Annotated in this window: 17 protein-coding genes; 7 read left to right on the top strand and 10 right to left on the bottom strand. The window is 67.4% G+C overall.

From position 1 onward, the window contains the following. The first annotated feature begins 44 nt into the window (after positions 1-44). Positions 45-947, top strand: coding sequence for an NmrA family NAD(P)-binding protein (locus tag LX83_RS20275; protein WP_253773734.1), 903 nt, complete (start codon positions 45-47; stop codon positions 945-947). Positions 948-1,086: 139 nt separating this feature from the next. Here LX83_RS20275 and LX83_RS20270 read toward each other — a convergent pair whose 3' ends face one another. Then, positions 1,087-1,992, bottom strand: coding sequence for a LysR family transcriptional regulator (locus LX83_RS20270; protein ID WP_253773732.1), 906 nt, complete (start codon positions 1,990-1,992; stop codon positions 1,087-1,089). 11 nt (positions 1,993-2,003) lie between these two features. On the opposite strand from LX83_RS20270, the gene LX83_RS20265 reads away from it, so the two are divergent. After that, positions 2,004-3,086 carry a YeiH family protein gene (locus LX83_RS20265; protein WP_407649629.1) on the top strand — a complete coding sequence of 361 codons (1,083 nt, stop codon included), beginning with the start codon at positions 2,004-2,006 and terminating at the stop codon, positions 3,084-3,086. Positions 3,087-3,318: 232 nt separating this feature from the next. On the opposite strand, the gene LX83_RS20260 is transcribed toward LX83_RS20265, so the two are convergent. Both LX83_RS20260 and LX83_RS20255 read right to left on the bottom strand, forming a co-directional pair. After that, complete coding sequence (locus tag LX83_RS20260; RefSeq protein ID WP_253773730.1) at positions 3,319-3,951, bottom strand: NAD(P)-dependent oxidoreductase; 633 nt, start codon at positions 3,949-3,951, stop codon at positions 3,319-3,321. Then, positions 3,951-4,829: an EamA family transporter gene (locus tag LX83_RS20255; RefSeq protein ID WP_301328614.1), complete on the bottom strand. Its 879-nt coding sequence runs from the start codon at positions 4,827-4,829 to the stop codon at positions 3,951-3,953. Before LX83_RS20255 ends, LX83_RS20260 begins: the two co-directional genes overlap by 1 nt. Before the next feature lie 145 nt (positions 4,830-4,974). Here LX83_RS20255 and LX83_RS20250 point away from each other — a divergent pair, with 145 nt between their 5' ends. After that, the gene (locus LX83_RS20250; RefSeq protein WP_253773728.1) at positions 4,975-5,865 is read left to right on the top strand and encodes a LysR family transcriptional regulator; all 891 of its coding nucleotides are present in this window, start codon (positions 4,975-4,977) and stop codon (positions 5,863-5,865) included. A 27-nt stretch (positions 5,866-5,892) separates the two neighbouring features. On the opposite strand, the gene LX83_RS20245 is transcribed toward LX83_RS20250, so the two are convergent. Next, complete coding sequence (locus tag LX83_RS20245; RefSeq protein ID WP_253773726.1) at positions 5,893-6,432, bottom strand: M15 family metallopeptidase; 540 nt, start codon at positions 6,430-6,432, stop codon at positions 5,893-5,895. Positions 6,433-6,518: 86 nt separating this feature from the next. On the opposite strand from LX83_RS20245, the gene LX83_RS20240 reads away from it, so the two are divergent. Then, the gene (locus LX83_RS20240) at positions 6,519-7,211 is read left to right on the top strand and encodes a response regulator transcription factor (RefSeq protein ID WP_253773724.1); all 693 of its coding nucleotides are present in this window, start codon (positions 6,519-6,521) and stop codon (positions 7,209-7,211) included. Next, positions 7,208-8,326, top strand: a complete 1,119-nt coding sequence (locus tag LX83_RS20235) for a sensor histidine kinase (protein WP_253773722.1) — start codon at positions 7,208-7,210, stop codon at positions 8,324-8,326. The genes LX83_RS20240 and LX83_RS20235 overlap by 4 nt, the downstream gene beginning before the upstream one ends. A 115-nt stretch (positions 8,327-8,441) precedes the next feature. On the opposite strand, the gene vanX is transcribed toward LX83_RS20235, so the two are convergent. The 6 genes from vanX to LX83_RS20205 form a co-directional block, all read right to left on the bottom strand. Next, positions 8,442-9,050: a D-Ala-D-Ala dipeptidase VanX gene (vanX, locus tag LX83_RS20230; protein WP_253773720.1), complete on the bottom strand. Its 609-nt coding sequence runs from the start codon at positions 9,048-9,050 to the stop codon at positions 8,442-8,444. Then, complete coding sequence (gene vanA / locus LX83_RS20225; protein WP_253773718.1) at positions 9,047-10,087, bottom strand: D-alanine--(R)-lactate ligase; 1,041 nt, start codon at positions 10,085-10,087, stop codon at positions 9,047-9,049. Before vanA ends, vanX begins: the two co-directional genes overlap by 4 nt. Continuing rightward, positions 10,080-11,033, bottom strand: a complete 954-nt coding sequence (locus tag LX83_RS20220; RefSeq protein ID WP_308204017.1) for a D-isomer specific 2-hydroxyacid dehydrogenase family protein — start codon at positions 11,031-11,033, stop codon at positions 10,080-10,082. Before LX83_RS20220 ends, vanA begins: the two co-directional genes overlap by 8 nt. Positions 11,034-11,497: 464 nt before the next feature. Further along, on the bottom strand, positions 11,498-11,656 hold the full coding sequence (locus LX83_RS20215) for a hypothetical protein (RefSeq protein WP_253773716.1): 159 nt from the start codon (positions 11,654-11,656) through the stop codon (positions 11,498-11,500). A 24-nt stretch (positions 11,657-11,680) separates the two neighbouring features. Then, positions 11,681-12,118 carry a sensor histidine kinase gene (locus LX83_RS20210; RefSeq protein ID WP_253773714.1) on the bottom strand — a complete coding sequence of 146 codons (438 nt, stop codon included), beginning with the start codon at positions 12,116-12,118 and terminating at the stop codon, positions 11,681-11,683. Positions 12,119-12,247: 129 nt separating this feature from the next. Then, the gene (locus LX83_RS20205; RefSeq protein ID WP_253773712.1) at positions 12,248-15,607 is read right to left on the bottom strand and encodes a toll/interleukin-1 receptor domain-containing protein; all 3,360 of its coding nucleotides are present in this window, start codon (positions 15,605-15,607) and stop codon (positions 12,248-12,250) included. Between the two features lie 155 nt (positions 15,608-15,762). On the opposite strand from LX83_RS20205, the gene LX83_RS20200 reads away from it, so the two are divergent. Both LX83_RS20200 and LX83_RS20195 read left to right on the top strand, forming a co-directional pair. After that, positions 15,763-16,485: a hypothetical protein gene (locus tag LX83_RS20200; RefSeq protein WP_253773710.1), complete on the top strand. Its 723-nt coding sequence runs from the start codon at positions 15,763-15,765 to the stop codon at positions 16,483-16,485. Beyond that, on the top strand, positions 16,482-19,961 hold the full coding sequence (locus tag LX83_RS20195) for a hypothetical protein (protein WP_253773708.1): 3,480 nt from the start codon (positions 16,482-16,484) through the stop codon (positions 19,959-19,961). Before LX83_RS20200 ends, LX83_RS20195 begins: the two co-directional genes overlap by 4 nt. The last annotated feature ends 260 nt before the right edge of the window (positions 19,962-20,221 follow it).

The following is a 20,221-nucleotide window of genomic DNA, read 5'->3' as shown; positions in this document are numbered from 1 at the left end:
CGGGTGAACAGCACAACCGGTTTCTAGCAAGGAGTCCACCCACCATGTCCGCTGCTCCCAAGATCTTCGTCGTCGGTGCCACCGGAATGCTCGGCGGCCAGATCGTGCAGGCCCTCCTCGACCAGGACGCCCCCGTGCGGGCCCTGGTGCGGCCCGGCACCAGCGAGGAGAAGCTGAACTCCCTGACCGCCCTGCAGGCCGACGGCCTGGAGGTGGTCGAGGGCGACATCACCGATCCGGCCGAGCAGCTGGCCGAGGCCATCGGCGACGCCACGACCGTGATCTCCGCCGTCCAGGGCGGCCCCGACGTGATCGTGGACGCGCAGACCAACCTCCTGCGTGCCGCGGAGAAGGCCGGCGTCCAGCGGTTCATCCCGTCCGACTTCGCCATCGACATCACCAAACTGGACGACGACGACAACGTCATGATCGGCTGGCGCCGGCAGGCCGCGCGCGTCGACACCAGCCTTGAGGTGGTCTCCGTGCTCAACGGGGCCTTCTACGAGGTGATGACCGGCTTCATGGGGCTCATCGACTGGGAGCAGGGCACCCTGTCCCACTGGGGAGACCCCGACCAGCCGCTCGACCTGACCTCGGTGCCCGACACCGCCGCCTACACCGCCGCCGTCGCCCTCGACCCGACCGCCACCGGCACGCTGCGCTTCGCCGGTGAGGTCGTGTCGATGCGCCAGTTCCACGACGCGGTCCAGCGCGGCTCCGGTCGCACCCTGCGCCTGGTCAACCTCGGCAGCGCCGACGAACTGCGTGCGGAGATCAACCGCCAGGCGGCGCTCACCCAGAACCCGTTCGACTACGTGGCGCTGCAGTACCAGTGGTGCATGGTGACCGGCAAGGCCAAGTTCGACACCCTGGACAACGCCAGGTACCCGCAGGTCACGCCGCTGCCGCTGACCGAGTTCGTCCGCGTCAACGCCCCCGCGCTCTGACGCGCCGTCCGGTGAGCCGGTACGCGGTCCCAGCCTGGTGGACGACCGCCTACCGGCTTGCCTCTCGGCCAGCACGGCGGGATGCCCCCGGCGCGTCCCGGTAGGTCGTCCCGCGGGTGAGTCCGCCATCCCCGGCCGCTCAGCGAGCGGACCCGCCGCCCCGGGTGGTCAGCGCGAGCAGTTCGGCCGCCGGTCCGACGAGGCGGCGCCCGCCGGGCCAGACCGCGCGCAGCACGCGGGAGAAGTCCATCCCCTCGACCGGCACCCGGACCAGTCGGCCCTCGGCCAGGTCGGTGGCGACGACCAGCTCACTGATGATCGCGGGCCCCGTGCCCGCGACGACCGCGCTGCGCACCGACGCCGCCGAGCCGAGTTCCACGTGCGGCTGGAGCTGGCCGGCTCCGGCGTGCCGGAACGCCCGCTCCGCGGTTTCCCGGGTGCCCGAGCCGGGCTCGCGCACCACGAGCGGTGTGGCCGCGAGTTCGGCGGGCCGCAGCGGCCGCTTCCGCCGCGCCCACGGGTGCTTCGGGGGCACCACGACCACCAGGTGATCAGCGGCGACCGTCCTGCTGGACAGGCCCTTCGGCGCGCTCGGCGACTCGATGAACCCCAGGTCGATCTCGCCCGCCGTGACCAGCTCGACCACGTGCTCGGAGTTCGTCACCTGCAGGCCCAGGTACAGCTCGGGCCGCCGCCGGCGCAGCTCACCCACCCACACGGGCGCGAAGTGCTCGGCGATCGTCATGCTCGCGGCCACCCGCAGCTCCGCGTCGCGCTTGCCGCGCAGCGCCTCGGCGCGGGTGAGCAGCCCGTCGACCTCGTCGAGCACCCGCTGCGCCGAGTCCACCACCGCGCACCCGGACGGGGTCAGGCGCGAACCGCGCCGCGTGCGGTCCACCAGCACCAGACCCAGCCTGCGCTCCAGGGTGGAGATCCGCTTGCTCGCCGACGGCTGGGCGATCCCCAGCTCCTCGGCCGCCCGGCCCAGGCTGCCCAGATCGCGCACCAGCACCAGCAGTCGCAGCGACGCGACGTCGACAGTCATACCCCGAGGGTATGAGCACCTGCCCGAACACCGGCTACCGGCTCCCGGCAGCGCGCAGCAGGCTTGCCGGCATGGCCACCACCACCTCGGCTCACACACCACACCCCACGCCGCGCGGCACCCCCGCGCGACTGGTCCCCGGCGTGCTGGTGACCGCGGTCGGCGTCGCCGCCGCGTACGCCCTCAGCCTCGTGCTCCCGGCCGTGAGCGCGCTCGTCCTGGCCGTGGTGCTCGGTGTGCTCGCCGGCCACCTGCCCCTGCTGCCCCCCTCGGCGCGCCCGGGACTGGCCTGGGCCACGCGCCGGCTGCTGCGCGTCGGCGTGGTGCTGCTCGGGCTGCAACTGTCGGTGACCCGGCTGCTCGGCCTGGGCCTCGGCACGCTCGGGGCCGTGGTGTCCACCGTCGTGGTGACCTTCCTCGGCACCCTGCTGCTCGGCCGGCTGCTCGGTGTGTCGCGCGGACTGAACCTGCTGGTGGCCACCGGTTTCTCCATCTGCGGCGCCTCGGCGATCGCGGCGGTGGAAGGCGTCGTCGACGCCGAGGACGAGGACGTCGCCACGTCCGTCGCGCTGGTGACCCTCTACGGCGGGCTGGCCATCGCGGCCGTGCCCGCGGTCGGCGCCTGGCTCGGGCTCGCCGGCCCCGGGCTGGGCTCGTGGGCCGGCATGTCCGTGCACGAGGTCGCACAGGTCGTCGCCGCGGCCTCGCCGGCCGGGGCGGCCGCGGTGACCACGGCGGTGATCGTCAAGCTCGGGCGCGTGGTCCTGCTCGCACCGCTCGTGGCCGTCGTCGGCATGGCCGAGCGCAGGCGTTGCCCCGACACCGGCGGCAGGCGCCCGCCGGTCGTGCCCCTGTTCCTCGTCGGGTTCCTGGCCATGATCGCCGTGCGCAGCACCGGGCTGCTGCCGGCGCCGGTGCTCGACGGCGCCGCCACGCTCACCACCCTGCTGCTGGCGGCGGCCCTGTTCGCGCTGGGCACCACCGTGCGGATCCCCGCCCTGGTGCGCACCGGCGCACGGGCGGTGCTGCTCGGCCTGTGCTCCACCCTCCTGATCGGCACCACCGCCTTCGTGTGCCTGCGCCTGTTCACCTGAGCGGGAGCCCGGGCCGGGCGGACCCGACGACCGGGAAGCAGGTGTGGGTGAGGGTCCCGGAGATCCGCCAGACGCGGTCGGCGTCGTCCGCGCCGCGCAGCCGGGAGTGGACGGCCTGCTCGGCGGGCGGGCCGGCCAGGTGCCCGAGGCCGCTGGGGCCGCACCGGCGGGCGCCGCGGGCGTCCGGCGAGGTGGCGGCCAGCGGCGTTCGCCCGGTCAGGCGGGCACTCCGCTAGTAGCCGACGGTGAAGTGCTTGTCGCCGCGCGGGTTCTCCAGTTCGTCCAGGACGGCCACGGCGAGGTCTTCGGCGGAGATGTGGGCCGTGCCGTCGGGGCCGGTGACGAGGGTGGTGGTACCGCGTCGGTAGCTCCCGGTGCGGCGCCCCGGTTCGAGGATGGCGGGCGGGCTCAGGTAGACCCAGTTGGCCGGGTGTGCTCGACAGGCGTCCAGTTGCGCGGCGCTGGCCGCGGCGATGGTGCGCACCGCGGCCGGCACGTACCGCGGGCTGTCGAGGACGAGCCGGTCGGGGTGTTCCGGGAGGCGCAGGGGCGCGGCGCCACCGACGACGAGGATGCGGGTCCCGGCCGTCGCGGCCGCGTCGAGCAGAGCCGTCGTGGTCGCGGTGACGGTGTGCTCCTGCCCGGGGGCGGGACGGGTCGCGGCCACGACGGCGTCGGTGCCGGCGAACAGCGCGCTCATCCGGTCCGGGTCGTTCGCGTCGCCCGCCACGGCGGTCACGTCGGGTGGCGGCACGACCGACCGCGTGTTCCGGAACACCGCGACGAGGTCGTGGCCGCGGCGCACGGCTTCGGTGACGACGCGCGAGCCGACCATGCCGGCGGCTCCGACAACGGCGATCTTCATCAAGGTGTCCTTGTCGTTGTGCGGGTGGAAACCGAGGAGGGTGCGGGCAGTTGTCCCGCGAGGATCGCGGCGAGGGAGAACCCGAAGCCCACGAGTTGGACCGGGCCGAGGGTCTGGCCGAGCAGGACGGCGCCGAGCACGGCGGCGACCAGCGGCGACAGCAGGCCGAGCACCGCCACGGAGGTGACCGGCAAGGTGGTGATGCCGCGGAACCACAGCATGTAGGTGAGCAGCCCGCCGACCAGGCCCAGCCAGAGGTAGCCGAGGGTGGCGCTCAGGTCGATCGCGGGTGGCGCGCCCTCCACCAGGAAGGTGACCGGCACCAGGAACAGGCCGCCCGCGGTGAGCTGCCAGCCGGTGAAGGCCAGCGGACCGACCTCGGGCGGCCGTCCCCAGCGCTTGGTGAGCGTCACCCCGAGCGCCATCGAGGCCGCGCCGGCCAGGCCCGCCACGATCCCGGCGACGTCGAGCGCCGCGTTCGGCCCGACCACCACCAGGCCGACGCCGACGACCCCCACCACACCCCAGGCGAGGCGCCAGCCGGACAGGCGCTCGTGGAGCACGGTGACCGCGAGGACGGCGACGATGAGCGGCTGGGCCGCCCCCAGGGTCGCGGCAACCCCGCCCGGCAGGTGCTCGGCCGCGATGAACAGCAGTGGCAGGAACAACCCGATGTTCAGCACACCGAGCACCGCGGCCTTCCCCCACCACGCGCCCCTCGGCAGCGTCCGGGTGAGCGCCAGCGCGATCAGGCCGGCGGGCAACGCGCGCAGCAGGCCCGCGAACAGCGGGTGTCCCGGCGGGAGCAGTTCGGTGGTGACGACATAGGTCGTGCCCCACACCACGGGGGCGATCGCCGTCAGCGCGGTGCGCGACAGCTTTCCGTTGAACGCACCGCTACCGGCTTCGCCTGGCGAAACCTCCGGTGCTGCTGTACTTGTCACGCCGGCAATTCCACCCGGACGCGATCAATGAGTCCAACACATGTTTGTCATTCCATCGATCGCGAACCAAGATAGATTCGTGGAACTCCAGCAGCTGCGCTACGTCGTCGCGGTCGCCGAGACCAACAGCTTCACCCGCGCCGCCGAACGCTGCCTGGTCGTCCAGTCCGCGCTCAGTCACCAGATCGCGCGGCTGGAACGGGAACTGGGCGTGAAACTGTTCGAGCGCACCAGCCGCCGGGTGCGGCTGACCCCGGCCGGCTCGGCGTTCCTCCCGGCCGCCCGCCAGTGCCTGGACGCCGCCGAGCGCGCGGTCGCCGAGGCCGCCGCCGCAGTCGGTGAGGTGCGCGGCCGGCTCGCCGTGGGCCTGATCCCCACGGTCGCCGCGGTGGACATCGCGGCCGCGCTGCGCGAGTTCCGCCAGCGCTACCCGCAGGTGCGCATCAGCCTGCACGTGGGCGCCAGCGATGACCTCGTCGAGCAGGTCAAGCAGGGCGTCACCGACGTGGCGTTCCTCGGCCTGCCCACCACCGCGCAACCCCACGGCGTCGTCGCCCACGCACTCGCCCGCGGCCGACTCGTCGCCGTGGTCGCACCGGACCACCCGCTCGCCACCGAACCCACGGTCAACCTGCGCCGGCTGGCCACCGAGGTGTTCGTGGACCTCCCGGCCGGAACAGCCGGACGCGCCCAGTCCGACCAGGCCTTCGCCGCCGCCGGCCTCACCCGCGACGTCGCCTTCGAAGTGACCACCGCGGACCTGATCGCCCGACTCGTCGGGCAGGGCCTCGGCATCGGCCTGCTCCCCGCCGCCTACGTGCCGCAGCTCACCGGCGTGACCACCATCGAGGTCACCGACGCGCCGACCCGCGTCGAGTACGTCGTGTGGAGCCGCTTCACCCGCACCCCCGCGGCAACCGCTTTCCTCGCCATCCTCGACATCCCGACCGAGAACCGCCCCGACTCCTGACCCGGTCGGACACGCCGCGCGTGCCGGTCACCGCCGCGACCTCGAATCGGGCGAGGCGTCGGCGAACATGGGCGGGCAGCCGTCCTCGACGGCTTCGGGGCGGAGTTCGTAGTGCCAGGGCTCGTTGCGGTAGATCTGGCAGAGCCCGTACCTGGCGCCGTGCTCGGACAGCCACGCCCTGGCAGCGGGGGGCCAGACGTCCACCGCGTCCCCCGACACGTGCGCGGACCTGTCCGGAGTGGACACCCAACGGGCGGCTTCCTCTTCCGAGCCGTACTTCGCAATCGCCTCGCGGAGCAGTTGTTCCTGATATTCCCGGGAACGCCAGCCACCGTTGACGAAGATCTCGACCCCGTCGCCCTCGGCGTCGATCGCAGCTCGGCGCAGCGCACCGAGAAGAGCGGGATCGAGGTTGGCCACGGCCGGGGTCTCGTCATCGAAGACCGGCACGGGGGCAGGAACAGCGCCGTGTGCCACGCCGAGGGCACGCCGGGCCGGCGAGGAGGACGAGACCGGCGGCACCGGGGTGTGGTGGGCCGCTGTTCGTGCTGGTTCGCTGCGGGACATGCCTCCAGTGAAGGCAGCGCGGTGTTGCCGGCGCGTACCTGATTTTCGATATGCCGGCGATATGCGCCGGCTCGTAGCATCGAAGGATGCGTGTGTTGATCGTCGAGGACGAACCGTACATGGCGGAAGCCATCCGTGATGGCCTGCGCCTGGAAGCGATCGCGGCGGACATCGCCGGTGACGGCGACACCGCGCTGGAACTGTTGCACACCAACGCCTACGACATCGCCGTCCTCGACCGGGACATTCCCGGCCCCAGCGGTGACGAGATCGCCGAACGCATTGTCGCCTCCGGCAGCGGAATGCCGATCCTCATGCTCACCGCCGCCGACCGTCTCGACGACAAGGTCACCGGGTTCGAACTCGGCGCCGACGACTACCTCACCAAGCCCTTCGAACTCCGGGAACTCGTGCTCCGGCTCAGAGCGCTCGACCGCAGGCGCGCCCACAACAGGCCACCGGTGCGGGAGATCGCCGGTCTGCGGCTGGATCCGTTCCGCCGCGAGGTCTACCGGGACGGCCGCTACGTCGCGCTCACCCGCAAGCAGTTCGCCGTGCTCGAAGTCCTCGTCGCCGCCGAAGGCGGTGTGGTCAGCGCGGAAGATCTGCTGGAACAGGCGTGGGACGCGAACGCCGACCCCTTCACCAACGCGGTGCGCATCACCGTGTCAGCACTGCGCAAGCGCCTCGGCGAACCCTGGATCATCGCCACCGTGCCCGGCGTCGGCTACCGCATCGACCCAGCACCTGACACCGGACGTGGGGGGAAGGGGTCGTGAACAGGAAGCCTGGCTTGAGCGTCCGGCTGAAACTCACCCTCAGCTATGCCGGGTTCCTCATGCTCGCTGGCGCCCTGCTGCTCGTGGTCGTGTGGGTGTACCTGCTGCGGTACGTACCCGCGGTGATCGTCAACCCGTCGTTCGAAGCCCGTCGTGCTGCCGGGCTGTCGTACGTGCCCGACCGCTACGACCTGTTGCGCGCCTTCGCCCCGAAGGCGGCCGCGGGGCTGGTGTTCCTGCTGGTGTTCGGCCTCGTCGGAGGCTGGATCCTCGCCGGCAGCATGCTCGCGCCGCTGACCCGCATCACCAACGCCACCCGCCTGGTCGCGAACGGTTCGCTCGCCCACCGGATTCAGTTGGAAGGCCGCAAGGACGAGTTCCGCGAACTCGCCGACGCCTTCGACGCCATGCTCGCGCGGCTCGAAGCGCACGACGCCGAACAGCGGAGGTTCGCCGCCAACGCCGCACACGAACTGCGCACCCCACTGGCGATCACGCAGACACTCCTCGAAGTGGCGCGCAGCGACCCGAACCGCGACACCGGCGAACTCGTCGACCGCCTCCACTTCGTCAACACCCGAGCGATCGACCTCATCGAGGCACTGCTCCTGCTCAGCCGCGCCAACCAGCGGTCCTTCACCCGAGAACACGTCGACCTGTCCCTCACGGCGGAAGAAGCCTCGGAAACCCTCCTCCCCCTCGCGGAGCAACGCGGCCTCACCATCGAGACCTCCGGCGAGATCGCCCCCACCATCGGCTCGCACGCGCTCCTGCTGCAGATGACGACGAACCTCGTGCACAACGCGATCGTGCACAACCTGTCCGAACAGGGCACCGTGTGGGTCACGACCAGCGTTGGCCCCAGGACCGTGGTGCTCACCGTGGAGAACACCGGCGAGAAGCTCACCCCGCAACTGGTTTCCACGCTTGTCGAACCGTTCCAGCGCGGCACCCAACGCATCCGCTCCGGCCACGCGAGTGTCGGCCTCGGCCTGGCCATCGTCAAGAGCATCGCCCAAGCGCACGACGGAACCCTCACCCTCAGCCCCCGCCCCGGCGGTGGGCTCCGCGTCACGGTGGAACTGCCCGCCGCACCGCCGCACCCCGACCGATGACGATCCTCGTGTCACGGGCCGGCGGGCCGAGTCCGAACGGCCAGCCGCGGGTCCGACCCGAACGCGGTTGCCCCGGTCCGGACCCGCGGCGGCACGACTTCCCCGACCGGCTCGGCTACCCGACGGGAAAGTCGAAGTAGGTGTCCGGATAAGGCTCGTCGGCCAGCGTGTAATGCCACCACTCGCGGTCGTAGCGGCGGAAACCACAGGACTCCATGATGGCGCAGAGGTGCTGCCGGTGCTGCGCCTCGACCGGCGTGACTCCGCTCGCGCCGTGGTGCGAGATCGGATCCATCAGGTCGTGGTGGCCGCCCATGAGCGCGAGTTCACCGGTGTCCAGGTGGTAGAGCGTCAGGTCAACGGTGCTACCCCGGCTGTGGCCCGACCTGGCGGCCACATAGCCCCTGTCAAACATCTCGGCCCGGTCGATGTTCGGGTAGTACCGCGGCTTCGTCCGACCGTCCTCTGGTCGTTGCGACCAGCGCAGAAAGCAGTCCACGGCGCGTTGCGGACGGTAGCCGTCCCACAGCAGCAGACCAAAGCCGAGGGATTCGGCCTTCTCCTGCGCCTTCCCCAGGGCCGCGCACAGGGCCCTCGTCCCGACAACTCGGTTCACCAGGTACCCGTCCACCGGTTTGCCGGTGAAGTTGTCCCACGTGGCGTACTTGGCATCCCACCGTATCCCGGGCACGCACTCGTCCACGAAGACGAAATCGTCCCTCACTGGACCCTTCCCGTCAGCGCCAGCGACACCATCTTGTCGATCACCTCGGCGAGCGGCATCCCCGCGGCCGCCATCATCCTCGGATATCGGCTGTAGGAGGTCAGCCCGGGCATGGTGTTGACCTCGTTGAGGACCACGGTGCCGTCGTCCTTCAGGAACATGTCCACACGCGACAGTCCACGGCAGCCCAGCGCGCGGTACACGACCTTCGCCGTCTCGCGAACGAGCGAGCGCGACTCCGCCGGAATGTCAGCTGGCACGATGAACGTCGAGTTCTCGGAACCGGTCTCGGGTTCGCTCTCCTGGTGGATCCGGAAGAAGCCGTGCGAGAGGGCGACCCGGTCCAGCTCGCCGGTGATCAGAACCAGGTCGTTCCCCAAGATCGCGCATCCGACCTCGCTGCCGGCGACAGCCTCTTCCACCAACACCTTCGAGTCGTACTGCCGTGCGGTCCGCACCGCGTCCGGCAGGTCCGCCGCGCGCTCCACCTTGGTGACGCCGTAGGACGAACCCGAACGGGCCGGCTTGACGAAGACGGGATAGCTGAGCTGGTCGGGATCGATGTCCTCGTTCTCGGTGACGGTCCAGAAGTTCGGCGTCGCGATGCCCACGCTCCTGGCGACGAGGTAGGTGAGCGACTTGTCCATGCACAGAGCCGAGGTCTGGACGTCGCAGCCGACGTAGGGGATGCCGGCCAGTTCCAGCAAACCCTGCACGGCACCGTCCTCACCGAGCCTGCCGTGCAGCACGGGCAGCACGACGTCGAGGCCGATCACCTCGTGCCGGTCCTGCTCCAGCACGAGCAGGCCGTGCAGGCTGCTGTCCGGTGACAGCACGACCGGACGGCAGTGGCCGCTCTCCCACTCCGCGCCGGGGCCGTCGCAGAGCATCCAGGCGCCGCTCTTGGTGATCCCGATCCAGATCGGCTCGTACTTCTCCGTGTCGAGGTTGCGCGCGACCTCGCGCGCGGACTTGACCGAGACGGGGTGTTCCTCGGCGACTCCCCCGAAGATGATCCCGATCTTCAACCTACCCATGTCGTTCCCCACTTTCGAATCTCAAGCAGTTGACGAGCGTGTTCTCCACGATGTCGCCCAGGGCGTGGTCCGTGTAGTAGGCGGTGTGCGGACTGATGAGCACGTTCGGCATTCCGTGCAGCCGCAGCAGCGGTCCACTCTCGATGGTCGTGTTCCGGCAGTCGGTGTAGAAGATCCCCTCCTCTCCTTCGATGACGTCCAACGCCGCACCGCCCAACCTGCCGCTTTCCAGCGCCGAGGCCAGGGCCTCGGTGTCCACAAGGGATCCGCGGCCCGTGTTGACGACGAACGCGCCGTGCTTCATCCGCGCGATGCGCTGACGATCGAGGAGGTGGTGCGTGGCCGCGGTCAGCGGGGTGTGGAGCGTGACGATGTCGCTCAACCGCAGCAGTTCGTCGAGAGGAACGTAGTCGGCAGCGGCCCTGGGCCGGCTGTCGCAGGCCAGCACACGGCAGCCGAAGCCCCGCAGCCGCTCCACGACTCCCACGCCGATCCGCCCTGTTCCGATCACCCCGACGGTGAGGTCGCGCAGTTCTTTCCCACGTACGTCGGCCAACCGGTAGTCGTGAACGTCCACCCGCCGGACGGTGGTCCTCGCGTTCCGCACCAGCATGAGCATCAGCATCAGCGCGTAGTCGGCCACACTGTCGGGCGAATAGGCGACGTTCTCCACGGAGATGCCCACGCTCTCCGCGTACTCCACGTCGATGTGGTCGTACCCCACGCTCCTCGTGGAGACGTACCGCACGCCGACCCGGCCGAGCGCGAGCAGAGTGGAGTTGGTGACGCGAGTCTTGTGACCAACACTGACGCACCGGTTTCCGAACGCCAGCTCGACATTGGCCTCGGACACCGCGGCTTCCGTGATGGTTGGCACAACGCCGCAGCGAGGCGCCATCTCCCGGAACAGGGCGGCCTCGTCCTGCTCACATCCGTAGATCGTGATGCCCGTCGTCGCAACGACCGAGGAGGACGGGGACACCGGTGACCGGGTGCGGCGAGTCGCTGTTCGCGCTGGTTCGCTGTGGGCCATGCCGCCCAGTCAAGGGAGCGTGGTGTTGCCAGCGCGTATCCGTTTTCCAATACGCTGACGATATGCGCACGGCCATAGCATGGACGGGTTGACCGTCCACGCCCCGCGCTCGCGGTGATCACACACACGCCCGCGCAGGGTGCGAACCTGGCGGGCGGTGCCGGGAACAGCCGGAAACCGGGTCGCGGAACCAGTGCGGGCCTGGCCGGTCCCCGACCGACCGCACCCGTCGAGAACGCGAGTCGGGAGAGCGGGAAGGCGCACCACGACGATGCCGATGTGACGGAGATGAACCGCCGCCGTGGTCCGGTGGTGGTCCGGACAGCCGAGGCCGACGCCGTGCTCGGCGTGATCCTTCGCCATTCCGATCTGGACAGTCACCGCGAGACCGGGACCACCGTCTTGTCCACCAGCACGTCCGGGACGAAGCACAGCCGGTACACCGACTGCGTACTCGTCCTGGCCCAGCACGGAGTTGTACCCCACACCGCGTGCAGGCCGAGCACCAGCACCACGACCGCGAGGCTCAGGCACACCGGACTTGCGACGCTCTTCGCCAGCTACCACCGAACCTGCGGCTGCTCCGCCTCGAACGCCAGCGAAGCGGGGCTCGGCTCAACCGCTCGACCCGCCACAAGGACCCCATCGCCATGCGGCAGGGCGGCCGTGGCCCGGAAGCCGCTGTCGCTCGGCCCCACGGTCAGCACGCCGCCCGCGACGCGACCCCGTTCCGCCAGGTCGATCAGTCCTCGGCCGCCCTTGCCCACCGCGGGGCGCGCCAGCGGGCGGTGCGCCGTTGGCAACGTCCCCGACGGCCTTGCCCGCGCCGTACCCAGGCGCACGGTGATCGGCGCGCCCGGCGCGTGCTTGGTGGCGTTGGTCAATGACTCCTGCACCACGCGATGGAGTGCCCGCTCCGCGATCGCGCGCAGCGGAACCGGTTCGCCGACATGCTCCAGCCGAGCATCCACTCCGGACAACGCAATGCGGTCCACCAACTCACACACGGTTGTGAGTACTCGTTCCCACAGCAAACGAGGTACTTGGTGATTCTCATCCTACTATCAAAAGACCCACCCCCAGCAACAGGCTCTGACCGATGTCAGCATTGTCGTGATTCACAAAATCTAGTTGTCATGCTCATCCTCAGCATCCCGATCCCAATACGCGGCGTCATCGCGGAAGCTGTCAGCGCAATCTCTGAGCAGGCGCGCCACAAAAGGCCACTGAATGTTGAGTTGCTCCGCCCATCTATCGTATTGGCCCGCTAGCACACGTTCCTGCTCTCCACCTGAGAACTGATCTCGAACGCTCAATCCTCTGTTGTTGACGGCGCCGGCAACAAATCCCTGCGCCATGTACGCACTGCAGCCGTCGAGCAAGTCTCGTACGTGTTCGGCAGGCCACGCCCCATCCTGCCCCATTGGACTGCCGGACAGCATCTGCCCGATCACCACCTCGCCGAATCCACTTAGGTTGTGCTCGGCGAGCAGCCGACGCACTTCTGCTATCCACAGCTCGCCGGGGACGTTACGGCAATGAAACAGGACCGCCCAAGCCTCATGTCTAAACTGCTTGTCAGTCGACTGCTTCGCCAGCTTGACAAGATCCACAAAGGCTGTGGGATAGGTTGAAATCAACGCATTCAATGCACGCGGTTTGCGGTCGAGTACTCCCCGAAAGGCAAGTTCCAGGTATGGCGCCGACGACTCGGCCTTTACAGTTAGGAAGTCCAGCAGCTCGCCAACAGTGCAGTGCAGGCCCACGGGTAGCGCTTTCGGCCGGAGTGCTGCGCGCTTCAGCGCATACTCGACTAAGTCGGCTGGTGGTCTCCAACCCTCACGATGCAAGGCAAGTTCTAGGGCCGGGAGCATACGGAGGCACTGACCGTTGTCCAGCAGGCCACGAAACAAACGCTCCTCCTCACCCGGAGAAGGGACAGGTGGCACACGCCGCCAAAAGAGTTCCTGCGCCTCGGAAGGCGCCGAGCCCACCACATCGAGCACGCGACCGGTGCATGTCATTTCGATCAAAAAGCCTGCCTGCACCCTCGGTTCCCAGCTCTCGAGCTGCTTCTCGGCATAAGCGAGCACCTCCTCACCTCGGGCCTTGGCTATCTGCTCAAGCCAACCAGCGGCCAACTCTCCTTCAGCCGTTTCGAGGCCGAGCAGCGGCCGGATGTCTTCGAACAGTTCGAGGCCGCTAACCTCTGCCGTGACGCTTCCCACAAGACGTGGCGACGGGCTGTACAGGGCTAGGCGAGCCAAGCCGCTGACACCATGTGCGGCGAGCACGTCAGCGACGACCGCGATCCTTTCCTCCGTCTTCAGTTCATCCCGCCTCGTCTTTCTGAACAGCGGGGCATGCCGTTGCGGCAGGCCGACCGGTTCCAGGGCAGCAACGGCGTCTGGGGCAAGTCCGAACTCACTGACAGCCCACCACAGTTCAAGTGCCTGCTGCTCAGTCAGCCTGCTGGTGTCCACCTCGGCTAGCCCAGTCATCAATCGGTCACGCTGCAGGGGCGGCAGATGCTTGATCTGACGAACGATGTCGAGCCAGCGAGCAGGCGCCCGGGACAGCTCACCGAGGGCGCGGTCCACCAAGTGGTCGATCGCATCCACCCAGTCGTTGCCCGACGCCTGGAGCACCGGTGTTTCCCACTCCCGGTACTCGGGACGATCAGTTACGACATGCAATCCGCGATCGTTCGACAGCAACTCTACGACGAGCCGCCACCCGACTTCGGGATGTCGTCGGCACAACTGGTCCACCAATGCGCGCCGATGTTCGAGGTTAGCCGCCGTGTACGGCATCCACGGAGTAAGCACGTCCTTCAGCGATTGAATCGGTCGGTTCATCAATCGACCACCTGGGTCGATCTCCGCCAAGCACGCCAGTGCACGAACGCTGAGTCCGATGTGGTCAGGATGCCAGCACAATCTTTCCAACGCCCACAACAAGTGCACGTAGGGTGAGTGAGGCATCCCTTCGGCGAACATAGCCCGAAACACTCCGGACTCACCCGACAGGTGGTGGAGCACCGCGTCCAGAAAAACGGTGGGCGCAGCCTCGGCGAGCTGGGGCAGCACATCGGCCAGCCGGATCCATCGCTCAGCGCTTTCCGCTTGGCGCAGCATGTCGATGACGATTCGCTTCACCATTGGGTGGCCGTCCGTCCCGGCAATGGCCAAACCCCTGGCGATCCCCTTGCGTAAGTCTCTTGATGCGGTGTCGTCAGCGAAAACCTCGCACACGGTTTCGCGCCAACGTTCAAGGTCTGGCTCGGTGAGCCGGTCATGCAGCAACGCCCAGGCGTCGAGGGGATCAGTCAGTTGCCATCGGTTACCCGAGCGGTGAACCAGTGGATCGTCGACGCCAATCTCACCATTCGCGAAGCGTTCGACCTGTTCATACGGCATACCGACCAGGCGTGCCAGATGGTCGCAGTCACTTGCCGTCCAGGCGACCACCAGCATCAGCGGCGCGGCAAAGTCTGGCACCTGCGGCGCCGACCATCCGGGCGCACTCCGTCGCGCCAGCGCGCGCAGGCTGCGCCGGGCCACACCTGCCTTGGCATTGGCCTGGTCCAGTGCCATTCCCTCGGCCATGAACAGATCGCGTACCTGATCTCGCCGTAGCCTGGGCAAACTGATGTCGACGTGGCGATCGTCGTCGAGTAGCCCTCTGACTACCAACACGTGATGTCCTGCCCGCACGCCGACTTGCGCGTCAATGTCGTCGCACGACACGGCGATGAGCAGCGGCCGCAACTTCAGGGCTTGGTTCCACCCGTTTAGACTTGTCACATAAACCGCTCGTGTTTTTAGTTCGTGCACCGCGAGTGCGGTCACGAAGGCCGCCACATCTTCACGCGAAGGTCCACGCAGTGTTCGAACGCTTGCACTCTCAGCAAGCCAGGTTTTCACCTGCGCGACCGCCTGATCTCGCCCGGCGAGCGGCAGCGCCGCCGGCAGAGCGGACCGTTCACTGTAGGTTCGCCACCACATCGCGGCGTCCTGCAGACCAGCTACCCTGCCGATACTGAATTCTGGCTCTACCTCGCGGAGAAGATCCACCAGGGCGTCGAGCGCGTAGTGCGCATCACGTGAGCGGAGCCGGAAGCTCTGGCAGCGGAGAAGGTCCGCCATGTCCTCTGGTAACGACTCGACTGGTGGCAGCCGAGCCTCGCCAACCAGGATGGGGATGACCCGCGTCTGCTTGTTCCGCAACGCCTGGGCAATTTCCCGGCGTACCCAGTTTCCCGGTTCCTGGAGGGCGTTCGTGTCCCACCTTGGCCCGATGACGGCCAGCATGACCAGGCAGTTTTGAACCGCATCGTCAAGAGTGTCGTCGAAGTAGGCCCCCAGCCCGATCGATCTACTCGAGCGGGTGACCTGTTCCCGGCCAAACTCAGCGGACAGCCGTTCGTCCAACAAGACAGCGGTCATCGGGTCGTCCGTGTTCTGGAAATTGATGAAGACCAGCACGTTCTCACTCTCGACCAACGAGAGGCCTGGGTTCAACCCGTTTCCCGTTGCCCTGCTCGGTGGGAAACGGGAAACAGCTTTACAGCATTCGATCGTGCTCGAGATGCTGTGTGTGCAGGCAAGCCCTCAGCCGATCGGAAGACGGAGTTCGGTAGATGCTTCACAGCGCACACTTCTCGACCCTGGTATCGCTCGACCGGCAGTTCCGCGCCTTGGACGACCAGAAACCACTGTTGACCCTGGACGGCTGGAAGATCGGTGGGACTCTGCCCGCCCGTGACATCCGTCTCAGCGAATTGGCCGACTTGCTGCGTGGCAGGCGGGTCGACCCACAGACCAAGGACGCAGTCTGGGCGGAACTGGTTCGGTGTGCCCACTCTGAGGGACGAGGACAACGTTGGACTCTTGGCTCCATCGGCGTAATGCTGCCCGCCCTGCGGCGCGCCGTCCGCCGCATCACCGCCGATTCACGTGCCGATAGTGGAGATGTCGAGTCTGAGGTCGTGGTGGGGTTCCTGGAGGCACTGAAGGCCGTCGCCCCCGAGACGCGGGGATTGTCCACTTTGCTGCCGAGGATGGCCTATCAGCGGGCACTGGCCACACTGCCTCGAGTTGAACGCGACCAGGATCGGTCGTTCACTGGCAGGTCGGTTCCCTTGACCAGGTACGGCCATGTTGATCTGGTACTCAGCCGTGCGGTCGACGACGGCGTGCTCACTCCGCTGGATGCGGAAGTCATCGGACGCAGCCGAATCGAACAGCTTCACCTCTCTGTGGTTGCCACGGATCTCCGCCTGTCATACGAAGACTGCGTCCAGCGTTCTCGCGCCGCCGAAAAGCGCCTGGCCGCCTACCTTGGGTATCGGAGCGCCTCATGAGAACCGCTTTTGTCAACTACCGTACCGGAGATGTCGAATACACGGCTGGTTCCATCGCCACCGTACTCATGGATGCGATGGGAGAGCATGAGATCTTCTACGCTCCCCAGTCGATTCCGCTCGGAGACGAATTCGACGTGGACATTCTTGCCGAAGTGCGCAAATGCCCGGTATTGCTGGTGGTCATCGGGCCACACTGGCTGAAAACGCAAGGCAAGCACGGGGGCCGCAAGCTTGATGAGCCAGACGACTGGGTGCGTCGTGAGATCGCCGAGGGCCTTTCCACCTGCAGCAGGGTCGTCATCATCCTGGTTGACGGCGCGAAGATGCCCACAAGTGAAGAATTGCCTGAGGAGATCGTGGATCTCGCGCGCCGTCAGTACCGCCGCGTCTCCTACCGCAGCGTTCCACAGGATAACGAGCGCCTAATCGGCGATCTGTTGAAACTGCCAGAATTCGCACATATCGCGTTGATCGGTAGCGAGCGGCTGGACGACTGGTGGGCGAAGTGGACACGGGAGAATCCTCGGTTCACCACTGAGGTGCTGTTCGCTGCCAGGGAACAGCACGCCATCGAACTACGAACGTCGCTTACCCAGGGACCAGCGGAGGTGAAGGTGTGTGGGGGCTCGCGTGAGGAGTCTCTCGCCTTCGCAGCGGCTGCTTTGCTCCCGTTGGCCGCAGACGTCCGTGTGGTAACCGACCAGCCAGCCTGGGATCGATACGCGCAGAGCCAGCGGAACCTGATCCTGATCGCCGCTTCGAAGGAGCTGGACACCACCGTTGCGTCGGGACACCGCGTCGTGCTTCTCGGCGAGGCACACGACGACGGATTGCACCTGCCACCGGTTGGGTTGGTGGAGGCAATCGACGCGTTTGTGGCCCTGGGCCTATCCCGTGAGGAGGCAATGCGCTACGCAGCGCGAGCCAGGCGAGAGTTCCCCCTCCTGCTGCGTGATCTGTCCCGCACGGGGCGCTCCGCGCCTACAACGCTCAGCCCAGACAACACTGCTGTGGATCAGAACGCGCTCGCCGCCGCAGTGACCCGTGGACCATTGCGCCACCTCGGGCTGGATGCAGTCGAATCACGCGCGAGCGCTCTCCTGGCGACCAACTCGACAGAGTCCGCGGAGCTGTACGCCGAAATTGTCGCCGTTCTGCTGAAGAATGGCTTTGCCATACCGGCCGTGGAGATGCGACGAGCTCTCGGACATGCACTGACCAAGATGGGAGACCTGAATGGTGCTGCCGAAGTCGCACTCGCGCTGTTCTGGGAGGCGGCCACGGAAGGTACACATGTTCTCCAGTCGGATCTGCCTGTGCCTGATAGTCGACTGAACCCGGGTGTCGCTCGTGCGCTCGCAGTCGCATTGAGCTGCGAGAAAATTTTCCGAGGCTATACCTGGTTGATCGATGATCCAGCCGCTCGATTCGACGAACTCGTCGACGGTGACCCACATCGCCTTGATGCCGCTGTCTTCCTGGCAGAACACGCGATTGCGGCTCGTCGCGGAGACGTGCTGGTCGAGCGGCTTGATGTGCTGACCGCGCTGGCAAACACCAGGGAGCGGCAGGACTCGCCCGAAGAGCGACTGGTCGCTCGGCTCGGAATGTGTCTCGCTGAGATCACCGGACAGTGGGTGCAGCTAGAGCGACGAGCCCGCCGGGAATTCGCTCCTTGGCACGCTCCGTGGATCACTGCGAGGCGTGCTCGTTCACTGCTGATGGCCAACGAACTCCTCCTCGCCAAAGACGCGTACGAGGAGGCGATCGCTGACGCGCTTGTCGTCGGCATGATCGACGAGGCCGCGGACTGGCTCTACGCGCTTCGCGTTGTTCGAAGCAGGCTGGGCAGCTTGTTCGTCCACGGTGACGACCAACATCCACTGGCTCAACACCTGCGCCCGCTGGGGTCACCTAGCAGGCTGCCGGGCAGTAACGCGATCGAGGAGCTGGCGATGCGAAGCGTGCTGACGGGCAAGGGACCCACCGCGTTGGGGCGGGTGTCGCAGTGGAGGTGGAAGGCCTATGTGCGCGCGGGGGTGGCCGGCGAGTTGGATGCCGCTGTCCAGCTCGGGGCGCTCCTGGCGGCCAACGCAGAGCCTGTCGACGGCATGCACGAGTTGGTGTGGGCCGGTGCGCGGACCAAGGCGGTCGAGGTGGCCAAGGCGCTGCCACATGCGACTGTGATCTGGTCCGCCCAGTCGGTGGGAAGCGCAGCGGCCCAGCAGAGCGCGGCCCTCGCAGCAGCCGCAGCGTGTGCTGATCTTCTGGCCGACGATGACGTGCCTGGTTGGATCGATTTCGCGCTCGACATCATGCGAAACCCTCAGCCCTCAACACCGTTTGATGACCTCGTCCGTCAGGCTGTCGGCCTGCTTGCCGCGCTGGGACAATGTCTCACGGAGGCACAGGCCGAAGCGGTGCTCGACGTCACGGGTTCCTGGTCGCTCCGCAGAAGCGCGACATTGCTGGTGGATATTGCGGAGATCCACGCCGCGCTCACTGAGCGGGCGCTCGACCAATTGCTTGACGGCCTACTGCATTCCGAGGACTACGCCGACGTGGCGCTGGGGCAGAAAGGAGCTCCCCTACTCCGAGCGAACGCGGAGCTGGTCGGGGCCAAGTTTGCTAACACCAAGGACAACCATTCGGCCTATCTGGCGCTCGCGATGACGGGACATGCGAACGACGATGTGCGAGCCCACGCACAAGAACGCGCCAAGCGGATCATCGCTCGTCCAGAACCTCAACCCGGGGTGATGCGGTTGTACGCGGGCTACGGAGACTGGCCACTGCTCGTCGATCTCTTGGAGCCCGACGTGCGAGCGGAGTTCGCCGCGTCCCTGCTTCGTCACGCTGAAGATTCTCGTGACTGCGCGGAAAACCGGCGGACAGCACTGGAGGGGTTGGCCATGCTGGCTCCCGGGTTGGCTGCCGAGCAGCAACGCGCGCTCTTCGAAGCGTTGCGACCGTTCGTACGTGGTGAGCGGGATGCGAACACCAGTGGTTGGCCCCTGACCGGCATGCGGCACCCCTTGAGCATGCTCAGGTTTGACCTCGGCCCTGACACCCTCGCCGACATGGCGGTCTTCGCGTGCTCGTGGCTGGCGTCGACAGACGAAGAACGCCGGTTCGTACGCGATCACGCCGTCCGACTCCTCACCGGCTGGGTGGATGTCCGGGTACCGGTTCTTGTGCGGAGCCTCGAACGAGCGACCGAGAACGTGCACGACCTTCCGCTCGGCCATCCCGATCAGCATGTTCATGCGCTCGCCGCCGTTTTGTGGGCACGTCGGCCCGAAAACCAGGATCTTGGACTGAACCTGGCTAACAACCCGCACCGACTCGTCCGCGCCAGTCTCGCGGCCGCACTTGACGAGCGACCGGAACACCGCGCGGTGCGCGAAATATTGTCTCGGGATGCATGCCGCAGCGTACGGAGGTTGTGCGCGGCCGCGTTTGAGAGGCGCTGAAGCACCTCATCCACGACGAGTAACCAGCAGCTCCCACAGTCAGGGTTTGCGGATCATGACGTTGTTGACGTCGGTCATGATCTGAAGAGGGGGACGGGTCTTTCTGTGGCAGGACGAGACTTGCCAAGTAACCTCGCCTGCCAACCGGAAAGACCCATCCCTGCTCCACGGTAACGCCCCCGCTGCTCATCGAAGACCGCCACGTCTCGTCCAGCGCTGCCGCACGGTGCAATCCCGGTTCGATCCTCAAGAAGCCTTCG

The sequence above is a fragment of the Goodfellowiella coeruleoviolacea genome (assembly GCF_024171785.1).
Classification (GTDB): domain Bacteria; phylum Actinomycetota; class Actinomycetes; order Mycobacteriales; family Pseudonocardiaceae; genus Goodfellowiella; species Goodfellowiella coeruleoviolacea.
Note: the sequence above shows the minus strand (reverse complement) of the source record. Positions and strands in the feature narration are given on the sequence as shown.